The sequence below is a fragment of the Microtetraspora malaysiensis genome (assembly GCF_050947145.1).
In the GTDB taxonomy this organism is placed as follows: Bacteria; Actinomycetota; Actinomycetes; order Streptosporangiales; family Streptosporangiaceae; genus Microtetraspora_A; species Microtetraspora_A malaysiensis.
In genome coordinates this window covers 2,500,896-2,512,443 of record NZ_CP191998.1, presented here as the reverse complement: position 1 = coordinate 2,512,443, position 11,548 = coordinate 2,500,896, and the positions used below count along the sequence as shown (strand labels likewise).

Here is an 11,548-nt window from a genome sequence, read left to right as displayed (position 1 = left end):
GTCTCTTCGGGAGCCGGTGGGCGATCAGATCGCGGGCCCGCTCCCCGTACGGCACTGGGACGACAGGCGCGGCCGCCGTACCGGCGGTGACCACGGCCGAGGCCCCCCTTCCCGCGCCTGCCGGGACGACGGGGCCGCAGGCTCGGGAAGCACCCGTGGAGCCGGCCGAGGGAACGGATCGGCGCGATCCGGTCAGCGCACCGTCCAGATCCGCGTAGCATCATCGGGCATGGGGTCGCCGAACATGTCAGGACGCGCGCGGCGTGCCGTCGCCATCGCGGCGGTCGCGCTCACCGCATCAGGCTGCGGGATTCTGGGCGGTGGTTCGCCCAGGAACCTCGACGTGATCAGCGTGTCCAGTCCGCGTTTCCGCGACGGCGCCCCCCTGCCGCACGGCTACTCCTGCAACGGAGGGATGGGCAACCCGCCTCTCCGCTGGTCGGGTACGTCGGGCGCCAAGTCGGTGGCCCTGGTGGTCGACGACAACGGCCCTCGGAGCGAAGCGGAGGTGCACTGGGTGGTGTTCAACATCGACCCCAACACCACCGAGCTGGCTGAGAACGGCGTCCCCCGAGGCTCGAGAGAGGGCAAGACGACGACCGGGAAAGTCGGATACGTGCCTCCGTGCACCCCCAACGGGAACTACCGTTTCACTGTGTACGCCTTGGACGCGAAGCTCGATCTCCAGCAGGGCGCCCCCCTCGCGGAGACCCTGGAGCACATCGCCGGCCACACCATCGCCCGCGGCCGTCTCACTGCCTCGAACATCGAGTGACATGCCGAACACCGCAGGTAGCAGCACCTCGCCAATCTTCGCCAAGGGTGTGACAACGGTCATCGTGGTCGAGCAGAATCGGATCCAATTGCTGAGCGCAGGTGAACAAAGGGAGCAGGTCGCGTCGATGGCCGCGCGACCTCACCGGCGCCGCTGGCAGGCCATGGCCTTGAGGGTGGTGCTATGATCGCGGTCATTTCTGGCCTCGTCGCCGTCGTGCTCTTGGTGCTGGTGGTCGTGGCCATGGGCATGCGGTCGATGAACCGCAGAGAGAGCGCGCTCCCGCCCGAGCGGTTGAAGGCGATGGCCGAGAACAAGGGTCCCAAGCCGCGGCGTCCCGCCGAGGAGACCTTCTTCGAGAGCTTCCCCAAGGGTTTCGACGCGTTCGAGGAGCCGCAGAGCGCCAAGCAGCAGCGTGCCGCCCGCCCGGCGCCCCGCCCCGGCGGCCGGCAGGCCTCGCGCCCGGGGGCGCAGCGCGGCAAACAGCCCGCGGCCGCCCGCGGCCGGCGCGGCGTGGACGAGTGGGGCGAGCAGGACGACTACGACGACGACTACTGGACCCGGGTCCGCTCCGACGAGGGCGGCTTCGACGGCGCCGGAGGCGCGCAGCCGGACCCGTCCCGCCCCGTCGCCGCCTCGGCCGACCCCCAGGCCGTGCCCCCGCAGTCCCCGCAGGCCCCGCGGCACTCCGGACTGGCCGACCTGGTCGAGCCTCTGCGCGCCACCCCCGCCTCCGCGCTCGCCGACCAGAAGACGATGACCTTCTCCACCGCGGGCACCGACGCGCTGGGCGCGCTCGGCACCCCGGCCCCGGCCGGGCGCCCCGACCCGCTGCTCGACCGCGGCGCCCCGCTGCCCACCGGCTCGCCGTCCGGCGGAGCGCCGAACGGTCCCTTCTCCGCCCCGCCGGCCGACCCGCTGAACACCCCACGCGGCAGCGGCTCCTTCGAGGCCGTACGCGGCAGCGGCTCCTTTGAGGCCGTACGCAACACGCCGCCCGCCACCGGCCCGTTCGACAACGTGATCCCGGAAACCGGGATGTTCGAGGCGATCCGCGACACCGGCCCCGCCCCCACCAGCCCCGCGACCGGCCCGTTCGACAACGTGATCCCCGAGACCGGGATGTTCGAGGCGATCCGCGACACCGGCCCCGCCCCCACCAGCCCCGCGACCGGCCCCTTCGACACCGCCGCCCCCCAGACCGGGATGTTCGAGCGGCCGGCGTCCTACGACGTGCCTCCGGCGGACCCGTACAGCTCGACGGGGCGCTTCACCTCCGACACCGGCCCCTCCTACGCGGTGCCCGCGTCCCCGCCCGCCGAGGAGCCCTCCTGGGGACAGCCGGCGGCTCCGCCCGCCACGCCCGCCTGGCCGGGGGTGCGCGACGTGCTGGACGACCCGGAGCCTCCGCACGGCTACCAGCCCACCCAGTACGGCGGTTACGACTCCTACTCCGCCGACCGCGCGTCCTACCCCTCCACCCCGTCCCCGAGCTCGTACGAGGTGAGCGCGGGCTGGGCGACGATCGACGACTCCGACACCGTGAGCGGCCCCACCGCCCCCACCGCCTCCGCCGGCTCGCCCCCCGCGACCCCGGCCACGCCGTACGAGCAGGGCGACTACTACGGCCAGGGCCAGCAGCCGGGGCACGCGGCCACGCCGGAGCCGTCCGCGTGGCCGGAGCAGAAGCCCGCGTCCGGGAGCTGGCCCGGCTACGACGAGCTGTACGGCACGACCCCCGAGCCGACCGGGCGCCGCGGTAGCCACCGCAGCCCCGAGACCGACTATCCCGACTATTACCGCTGACTTTCCTCCCGCTTGCCTGACCTGCGCGTGATCCCTGTTTTAGGGTCACGTCATGACGGAGAGCGGCTATACGAACACGAAGAGTGGCTGGCGGTCCGTGCTCCGGCACGACGTACCCGCCTCCCTGGTGGTCTTCCTCGTCGCGGTGCCCCTCTCCCTCGGGATATCCGTCGCGTCAGGCGCCCCGATCGCCGCCGGTCTGGTGGCCGCGGTCGTCGGGGGCATCGTCGCGGGCGCGATGGGCGGATCCGTGATCCAGGTCAGCGGCCCGGCCGCCGGGCTCTCGCTGGTCGTCGCCGACCTCGTGCAGACGTACGGGTGGCGCGCCACGTGCATGATCACGTTGCTGGCGGGGTTGCTGCAGCTCCTGCTCGGCCTCGTCAAGGTGGCCCGGGCGGCGCTGGCGGTGTCCCCCGCGGTCGTCCACGGGATGCTCGCCGGGGTGGGCGTCACGATCGCGCTCTCGCAGCTCCACATCGTCCTCGGCGGGCAGCCGCAGAAGTCGGCGATCGAGAACCTCCTGGAGCTGCCCTCGCAGATCGTGAACAACCACGGCCACGCCGTCCTGGTCGGCGTCATCACGATCGCCGTCCTGCTGGTGTGGAACCGACTGCCGCGCCTGCGCGCGGTACCCGCCCCGCTCGCAGCCCTGCTGATCGGAGCGGCCCCGGCGGCCGCGCTCGGCTGGGACGTCACCCGGGTGGACCTGACCGGCGGGTTCTCCTCCCTGGAGGGTCCCGTTTTCCCGTCGGGGGACTGGCACGCCATCATGTCGTCGGTGCTGCTGGTCGCGCTGCTCGCCGCGGTCGAGTCGCTGCTCACCTGTGTCGCCTCCGACCGCATGCACAGCGGGCCGCGCGCCGACCTCGACCGGGAACTGACCGCGCAGGGCGCGGCGAACCTCATCTCGGGCGCGCTCGGCGGCCTGCCCGTCTCCGGCGTGGTCGTACGGACGACCGCCAACGCGCGGGCGGGCGCGCGCAGCCGGTGGTCGACGGTGCTGCACGGCATGTGGGTGCTGATCTTCACCCTGGCCTTCGGATGGGCGATCACGCTGATCCCGATGGAGGCGCTCGCCGCGCTGCTGGTCTTCATCGGCATCCAGATGGTGAACGTCGGCCACGTGCGCAACCTGCGCGGCCACGGCGAGATGCCGGTCTACTTCGTCACCATGGGCGGCGTGGTGCTGGTCGGGCTCGCCGAGGGTGTCCTGGTGGGGCTCGGCCTGGCCGCGCTGCTCTCGCTCCGCCGGCTCACCTGGCTCTCGGTCCAGGTGCGGCCCGACGGCGACCGATGGCGCCTCGTGGTGACCGGCTCGCTCACCTTCCTCGGCGTGCCGAGGCTGACCGAAGCGCTGCGGGCCATCCCGGCGGGGGCGGCCGTCGAACTCGACCTGCACGTCGACTTCATGGACAACGCCGCCTTCGAGGCGCTGCACCACTGGCGGCTGGAACACGAGCGCGCCGGCGGCACGATCGACATCGACGAGCTGCACGACGAGTGGTACTCCGCCGCCGTGCGCGGCACCCGGATGTTCCCCGCCAAGAGCCCGTTCCGGCACGACCGGTGGTGGCTGCCGTGGGCGTACCGGAGTCCCGGGCCGCGTCCCGGTGAGGTCCTCCCGATGCCCGAGCCCGCCCCGGCCGTCGTCTCCCCGGCGAACGGGGGCGAAGCCGTACCGGATCTGCTGAAGGGGGCCCAGGAGTTCCAGCGGCGCACCGCCCCGCTGGTGCGGCCTTTGCTGACCCGGCTGGCGCGCGGGCAGGCGCCCTCCCACCTGTTCATCACGTGCGCCGACTCGCGGATCGTGCCGAACATCATCACCGCGAGCGGCCCCGGCGACCTGTTCACGTTGCGCAACATCGGGAACCTCGTCCCCCGCCACCGGGTCGCGCCGCACGACGACTCCGTCATGGCCTCGATCGAGTACGCCGCGGGGGTCCTCGGGGTACGGAAGATCACCGTCTGCGGGCACTCCGGCTGCGGCGCGATGGCGGCTCTGCTCGGTGAGATCCCGCCGGCACCGGCCGAGTTCGACACCGGCTTCCCCGCCCTGCGTGGATGGCTGCGCCACGGACGGCACACGCTGGCCCGGTTCGTGGCGACGGAGAGCACGGAGGACGACGCGGGCCCGCTGGACCGGCTCTGCCGCCTGAACGTGATCCAGCAACTGGAGAACGTACGTTCCCACCCGCGCCTGGACGCCCTGGTCCGGTCGGGGACGCTGGAGCTGTCCGGCCTGTACTTCGACATCGGCGCGGCCAGCGTCCACGTGCTGCGCGAGGAGGGCTTCACGCCCGTGCCGACGCTCCGTACGGGCTGATCCCGCCGTCGCCCGCGGCGCCGTTCACCCCGAGCGCACTTGTCCGCCCACCGTGAAACCGGGGAGACAGCCGTGGTGGGCGCGGCGAAAGATGGCGGCATGAAAATCTTGGTCATCGGTGGTTCGGTGTTCCTCGGCCGGGCGATCGTGGCGGAGGCGCTCCGCCAGGGACACGAGGTCACGACGTTCAACCGCGGCAGGAGCGCGCCGGACGCACCCGAGGTCGAGGCCGTGCACGGGGACCGCGAGGTGCCCGCCGACCTGGACCGCCTCGTCGAGGGACGCCAGTGGGACGCCGTCATCGACGTCTGCGGCTATACCCCGCGCGTCGTCCTCGACTCGGTGCGCAGGCTGTCGGGCTATGCCGGCCACTACACGTTCATCTCCAGCATCTCCGCGTTCCCCGGCTTCCCGACCGTGCCCGGGCTGGACGAGGACGCGCCGCGCTACGAGTGCCCGGCGGACGCGGACAGTGACTTCGGCGACTACGGCGTGCTCAAGGCCGGCTGCGAACGCGCGGTCGAGGAGCACTTCGACGGCGAGACGCTGATCATCGATCCGGGCCTCATCCTCGGGCCGTACGAGAACGTCGGGCGGCTGCCGTGGTGGCTCACCCGGATCGCCAAGGGAGGGCGGGTGCTCGCGCCGGGCGACCCGGACCGGGCCATGCAGCTCATCGACGCCCGCGACATCGCCGCCTTCGCGGTGGACCAGGCGGCCAAGGGCACGACCGGCCGCTTCCTCACCTCCGGTGTGCCCGGCAACACGACGTACGGCGACTGGCTGCGTGACTGCATCAAGGTCACCGGCTCCGATGCCGAGCTCGTCTGGGTCGACGACGCCGTCCTGCGGGAGCACGACGTCCAGATGTGGACCGAGCTGCCGTTGTGGGCGTGGGAGGGCCCGGACACGGTGGGGGTCTGGCTGCCGTCCTCGGCCAAGGCCCTCGCCGCCGGGCTCACCTGCCGTCCCGTCAGCGAGACGGTGCGGGACACCTGGGAGTGGCTGAAGGACATTCCGGAGGAGCAGCGCAGGTTCGGGAAGCACGGCATCGACCCGGAGAAGGAGGCCCGCATCCTCGCGGTCTGGGACGCCCGCTCCTGATCGGACCCCGATCACGAAGTGGATTCCCCCATGGCTCCAGGCACCTCTAGGCTGGCGGCCATGTCGGATCTGCCACAACTCGCCACCCTTTTCATCGTGCTCGTCGTCCTCCTGGGCGGGGGCTTCGCGACTGCCACACGGCGGAAGGGGCGGAAGCAGCAGAGCCGGAGTCAGCAGAGCCGCCCCACCGGCCCCCGCAGGTCCCCGTCCGGACCGCGTGGCGGCCGGCCGGGCGGCGCGCCCGGCGGGGAACGGCCCACGGGCCGCGGGGGTGCCGTTCCCGCGCCCGGGTCCCGGACCGGCACGCCGTCCACCCGGCGAGGCGAGCCCACGCGCGGGCGGCCGCACGGAGCGGACGCGGGCGCGCCGCAGCGTCCCGGCGAAATCTGGTGGGCGGACGTGCCGTTCGAGGACGGGCCCGGCTCCAAGGTGCGGCCGTGCGTCGTCCTGACGACGCATCAGGGTGGCGCGGACGTACTGAAGATCACCAGCCAGGACCAGCGGCATCGCAGCGACCACATCGAGATCCCGACCCGCACCTGGGACCCCGACGCCGACCACAACAGCTTCCTCGACCTCAGCGACCCGATCCGGGTCACCACGTCCGCCTTCCAGGACCGCGCCGGGGAGCTGGACCACGCGATCTGGCGTCACGTGTGCTCGCTGCACGGGATCACCCGATAGCCGCCGGCCGCCGAACCCCGTCTCAAGATCGGCGTCCGTCCTCCGGGCGTACCGTCGGCCGTCGGACCGCCCCGGCCCGACGTGGCCCGCCCCGCGCCGCCGCTCGGCAAGCGCTCCCGCCACATAGGTTTGCGGTATGGCATCCCCCACTGCCACATCAGAAACCAATGCCGGATTCGTCCGGCGAGACGACCACAGGACATTCATCCGGCTGAGAGGCCGTCGGCTGGGACGTCCGGACCCGGGGATCACGCGGGCCCTCACGTACCTGATGTCGGCCGCCGTACACGCGATCACCGCGGCCATCATGGCCGCCGCCATCGTCGTCGTGGCCATCTGGCACGACACGGTCCTGGGCTGGCTGTTCGGCGCCGGGCTCGCCGCCGTCGCGCTCTGGTCGCGGCCCCGGGCGGTCCGGCCCCCGGGAGGCGCCGAAGAAGTCTCCAGGGCCGAGGCGCCGACTCTGTTCGAGGTCGCCGACCGGGTCGCACACGCGGCCGGAGTGGCGCCCCCTGCCACCGTTTACCTTCACGACCGGCTCTTCGCCTGCGCCCATCTGCGGGTCGGCGTACGGCGACGGCCCGCGCTGGTCATCGGTCTGCCGCTGCTGCTCACCCTGACACCGCGTGAGCGGGCGGGCATGCTGGCCGTCGCGTTCTCCGAGGACGTCGGCGGCGATCCCGCGCGCGGCCTGCTGGTGCGGTCCGCGCTCCTCACCGCCGGCGAGTGGCGGCATGCCCTGCTGAGCACGCGCGTCGAACGGTACCGACCGACCGGCGACGCCGTGATAGACAACGTCTGGTTCCCCGGGGAGCGGATAGGCTCCCAGCTCATCGGCAAGATCACCGGAGCGGTGCTGGGCTGGCCGCTGTTCCTCGCCGAGTTCGCGCTGACGCGGCTCCTGGCGGGGCAGTCGCAGGTTGCTCGTTACTACGCCGACCAGGTGGCCGCACGCGCCGTGTCGGCCGTCCTCCGCTACCTGGACGCCCTCACGATGGCCGACGGCCGCCTCACCCCCATCCTGTCGGCGGCCCGGCGCGGGGCGTCGATCGACGAGATCCGCTGTGCCGTACCGCTGTCCGGGGACGTCGATCGCGAGGCGGTGATCGCCCGGCGGGAGGCCTCCTCGGCACGGCGAACCTGGCGGGATCTGGCGCCGCCCCTCGCGCTGCGAGCCGCTCTCCTGGAAGAAGGCGACGCGCAGGAGGGCTCCACCGGGATCGACGAGGCCGAGTCGGACCGGATCGACGCCGAGCTGTCCCATCACCTCGCCCGCACCGTCCGTACGCTGTCTCAGAGCAGCCCTTGACCGAACGGATCCCGGCTCCGGGAATCCGATCGTTCGCAACATGCGCAAGGCGGAAACGGGAGCGGGCCGGAAACGCCACCGGTCAGACGAGACCGGTCCGCTTCGGCCGGTGGTGAACGTCTCCCCTTCTTGAATAACGAGGCGGCTATCGTCCGTGTATGGACATTACCGATCACTTCGCCACCATTGGCGGGATCCGGCTGGCCTACCGGGCGTGTGGTCCGCGCGACGCCCCGCCGCTCGTGCTCGTGCACGCGCTGGGTGAGTGCGCCACCGATTGGGACGTCGTCATCCCCGCCTTCGCCGGCGGGTGGCGGGTGTACGCGCTCGACTTGCGCGGCCACGGAGAAAGCGGCCGGCCCGGCGACTACTCGCTGGAGTTGATGCGCGCCGACGTGCACGGCTTCCTGGACGCGCTCGCGCTCGACCGGGTAGATCTGATCGGGCACTCCCTGGGAGGTCTCGTCGCCTACCTGCTGGCCGGGGATCACCCGGAACGGGTGAGCCGACTGGTCCTGGAGGACGTCCCGGCACCGCTCCCCCGCGAGCGCGTCGTCCCCACTCGGCCGGACGGCGACCTGTCGTACGACTGGGAGATGGTGCTGGCCGTCAGTAGACAGATCGACGACCCCGACCCCGCCTGGATGGACCGGCTCGGCCGGATCACCGCGCCGACCCTCGTCATCGCGGGCGGCCCCGCGAGCCACATACCGCAGGAACGGGTCGCCGAGCTGGCCCGGCGCATCCCGGACAGCCGAACGACGACCATCCCGGCCGGGCACCTCGTCCACGCCGCCGAACCGCACGCGTTCTCGGAGGCGGTCCTGACATTCTTCGAGCAGGCGAAACCGCTCCCGTCGCCGTCCCGCTGACCCGGCGCGCCAACCCCGGTGCGTACAGCGGGCCGCACGGCACCCGGCACCCACGGTCTTCACGGCGGACGTTACCCTTCCCAATGAAGGACCCTTCCCAGCGAAGGAGGGGCGATGGCACGACAGAGGGCAGCGCTGGTCACGGGGAGCTCCCGTGGCATCGGAGCGGCGATCGCCATACGGCTGGCCGCCGACGGCGATCGCGTGCTGATCAACTACCGCACCAACCGGGAGGCCGCCGGCAAGGTCGTCGCCCGGATCACCACGGGCGGCGGGCAGGCCGTCGCGGTGCAGGCCGACGTCGCCGATACGGACCAGCTGCGGAGCCTGTTCGACGCCGCCGAGGAGCACTTCGGCCTGCTGGATGTCCTGGTCAGCAACGCCGGCATCTGGCGCGCCGCGCCGATCGGGCAGGCCACCGACGAGGACTTCGACACCGTGTTCGCCACCAACACCCGCGCGACCTTCCTGGCGTTGCGCGAAGCGGCGAACAGGTTGACCGACGGCGGGCGGATCATCGTCATCTCCAGCGGCGCGACCGTGCGGCCCGGCCCCGGAGGAGGGATCTACGCGGCGAGCAAGGCGGCCGGGGAACAACTGGTCCGCTCCGCGGCGCGTGAACTGGCCCCGCGGCAGATCACCGTCAACAGCGTGCTGCCCGGTGCTACCCGCACCGACATGCTGGCCGGGAGCGAAGAGGAGTTCGCGGCCCGGACCGCGCTGGGCCGTCTCGGCGAGCCGGACGACATCGCCGACGTGGTGGCCTTCCTCGCCTCCGACGCCGCCCGGTGGATCACCGGACAGGCCATCCTCGCTGACGGCGGCCTTCTCTGAGGCTCAGCGACTACCTCACTCGTTCGGCAGAGGCCGTGAAGGTGTTGCAGGATCCCGGGGAGACGGTCTACCCGGGATTTCGCGCTGTCGCGGGGGCAGAGCACGGAACTCATGGCCATCGGGATCGGCCATGACCACCCAGCTGACGTCGCCCTGACCGATGCCGATGCGCGTTGCCCCGAGGGAGATGAGACGGTCGACCTCCGCTTGCTGATCAACGTCGGCTGGTGGAGCGAGGTCGAAACGCAGCCGGTACTTCCCGATCTTCGGCTTCAGCGGCAGACCGGGCGGCCCGGTCGATATCCGCGTGACACGCATGATCGACACCTGTAGCCTGCCCTCCTTGTGAGCCGACTCGTTGAGACCATCGCCCCTACGCGACTCGGCGCCGGTTACCGGCGGCTGCTGGCGTCGTCGTGGGCAACCAACCTCGGCGACGGCATCGCGATCGCTGCCGGTCCTTTGCTGGTGGCCTCACTGACCGACAACCCCTTCCTGATCTCGCTCGCCGCTCTGCTTCGCTGGACGCCACCGCTCGTCTTCGGCCTCTATGCCGGTGCCCTCTCCGACCGTCTCGATCGCCGCATGATCATTGTCGTCGCGAACCTGGCCCGCACCGTGATAGTGGGCGTCCTGGTCATCACGCTGCTCACTGACACTCTCTCCATTACCGGGGCGCTGCTGGCCCTAAGCCTGCTCGCCACCGCCGAGGTCTTCGCCGACAACACCGCGGCGACGGTCCTGCCGATGCTTGTCGCCCGCGACGACCTCGCGCTCGCCAATTCCCGATTGCAGGCCGGCTTCATCACTCTCAACCAGTTGGTCGGCCCGTCAATCGGGGCAGCCCTTTTCGCGGCAGGCACGACTTGGCCATTCCTGGCCGAGGTCGTTCTTGTCGCCCTTGGCGTGATCTTTGTGTCACGCATCGCGCTGCCCGCACACGGTCGCGCCACCGGCAGCACAGGCAACCTGTGGCAGGACATAGCAGAAGGCTTCCGCTGGACACTGCGCCACGCGGCCGTGCGAACCCTCGTCCTGACCATCCTGATCTTCAACATCACCTTCGGAGCGGCCTGGGCGGTCCTCGTCCTCTACGCAAGCAAGCGGCTTGGCATGGGCCCCGTCGGGTTCGGCCTGCTCACCACCGTCTCGGCCGTCGGCGGCCTCCTCGGGACCGCCCTGTACGGGTGGATCACCCAGCGGGTGAGCCTGGGCAACATCATGCGCATCGGGCTCGTGATCGAAACGCTCACCCACCTCGCCCTGGCGATGACGACGTCCCCGTGGCTGGCTTCCGCGATCTTCTTCGTCTTCGGCGCCCACGCGTTCATCTGGGGCACCACATCCATCACGGTCAGGCAACGAGCCGTCCCCTCCGAGCTTCAGGGTCGGGTGGGCAGCGTCAACATGATTGCGACCTACGGTGGCCTCGTCGCGGGCTCAGCCATCGGCGGCACGCTCGCCGAGCATCATGGCGTAACGGCGCCCTTCTGGTTCGCTTTCGTGGGATCAGCGGCCTTCGTAGTCCTGCTGTGGCGTGAACTGACCCGAATAGCCCACGCAGACGAGCAACCAGAGGTAGTGGCCGCCTGACCCGGCTGAGCTCCGACAAGACCGCGCGACTTCCAGGCCACCCGTCACTCGAACTGCCGGAGACCCACAGGGTCGCCGAGACGATGGACACATACATTCACCTGTTCCCGGACGATGAAGACCTCGGCAGAGGTACGGCCGAAACCCATGATCGCTGCGGCGCTGGCGATGCCGTCGTTTGTCAATCCTGTCCGCGGCCACGTACCCCTAATGTGCCTCCGGGCCTCTCCTAGAACAACCTTGACCAG

The 11,548-nt window shown here is 71.3% G+C and carries 10 protein-coding genes and 1 pseudogene; 10 read left to right on the top strand and 1 reads right to left on the bottom strand.

The features are described from left to right. Positions 1 to 229: 229 nt before the first annotated feature. From ACQP1V_RS12130 to ACQP1V_RS12090, 9 genes are all read left to right on the top strand, one after another. On the top strand, positions 230 to 775 hold the full coding sequence (locus ACQP1V_RS12130) for a YbhB/YbcL family Raf kinase inhibitor-like protein (RefSeq protein ID WP_387418130.1): 546 nt from the start codon (positions 230 to 232) through the stop codon (positions 773 to 775). 1 nt (position 776) lies between these two features. Then, positions 777 to 962 carry a hypothetical protein gene (locus ACQP1V_RS12125; protein ID WP_387418131.1) on the top strand — a complete coding sequence of 62 codons (186 nt, stop codon included), beginning with the start codon at positions 777 to 779 and terminating at the stop codon, positions 960 to 962. After that, positions 959 to 2,581: a hypothetical protein gene (locus ACQP1V_RS12120; protein WP_433422072.1), complete on the top strand. Its 1,623-nt coding sequence runs from the start codon at positions 959 to 961 to the stop codon at positions 2,579 to 2,581. Before ACQP1V_RS12125 ends, ACQP1V_RS12120 begins: the two co-directional genes overlap by 4 nt. Positions 2,582 to 2,633: 52 nt before the next feature. Next, positions 2,634 to 4,904, top strand: a complete 2,271-nt coding sequence (locus tag ACQP1V_RS12115; protein ID WP_433422070.1) for a SulP family inorganic anion transporter — start codon at positions 2,634 to 2,636, stop codon at positions 4,902 to 4,904. Between the two features lie 99 nt (positions 4,905 to 5,003). After that, complete coding sequence (locus ACQP1V_RS12110) at positions 5,004 to 6,008, top strand: NAD-dependent epimerase/dehydratase family protein (RefSeq protein ID WP_433422067.1); 1,005 nt, start codon at positions 5,004 to 5,006, stop codon at positions 6,006 to 6,008. Between the two features lie 60 nt (positions 6,009 to 6,068). After that, positions 6,069 to 6,692, top strand: coding sequence for a type II toxin-antitoxin system PemK/MazF family toxin (locus ACQP1V_RS12105; RefSeq protein ID WP_433422064.1), 624 nt, complete (start codon positions 6,069 to 6,071; stop codon positions 6,690 to 6,692). 136 nt (positions 6,693 to 6,828) lie between these two features. Next, complete coding sequence (locus tag ACQP1V_RS12100) at positions 6,829 to 8,001, top strand: hypothetical protein (protein ID WP_433422061.1); 1,173 nt, start codon at positions 6,829 to 6,831, stop codon at positions 7,999 to 8,001. A gap of 158 nt (positions 8,002 to 8,159) precedes the next feature. Beyond that, positions 8,160 to 8,873 carry an alpha/beta fold hydrolase gene (locus ACQP1V_RS12095; protein ID WP_433422059.1) on the top strand — a complete coding sequence of 238 codons (714 nt, stop codon included), beginning with the start codon at positions 8,160 to 8,162 and terminating at the stop codon, positions 8,871 to 8,873. A gap of 114 nt (positions 8,874 to 8,987) precedes the next feature. Next, positions 8,988 to 9,707 carry a glucose 1-dehydrogenase gene (locus ACQP1V_RS12090; protein WP_433422057.1) on the top strand — a complete coding sequence of 240 codons (720 nt, stop codon included), beginning with the start codon at positions 8,988 to 8,990 and terminating at the stop codon, positions 9,705 to 9,707. Positions 9,708 to 9,722: 15 nt separating this feature from the next. Here ACQP1V_RS12090 and ACQP1V_RS12085 read toward each other — a convergent pair. Next, positions 9,723 to 10,037 (bottom strand): annotated as a pseudogene (locus ACQP1V_RS12085) (VOC family protein); the annotation flags it as partial. Between the two features lie 15 nt (positions 10,038 to 10,052). Here ACQP1V_RS12085 and ACQP1V_RS12080 point away from each other — a divergent pair. Next, positions 10,053 to 11,300 (top strand): MFS transporter, encoded by a 1,248-nt coding sequence (locus ACQP1V_RS12080; protein ID WP_433422054.1) that lies wholly within the window; start codon positions 10,053 to 10,055, stop codon positions 11,298 to 11,300. The last annotated feature ends 248 nt before the right edge of the window (positions 11,301 to 11,548 follow it).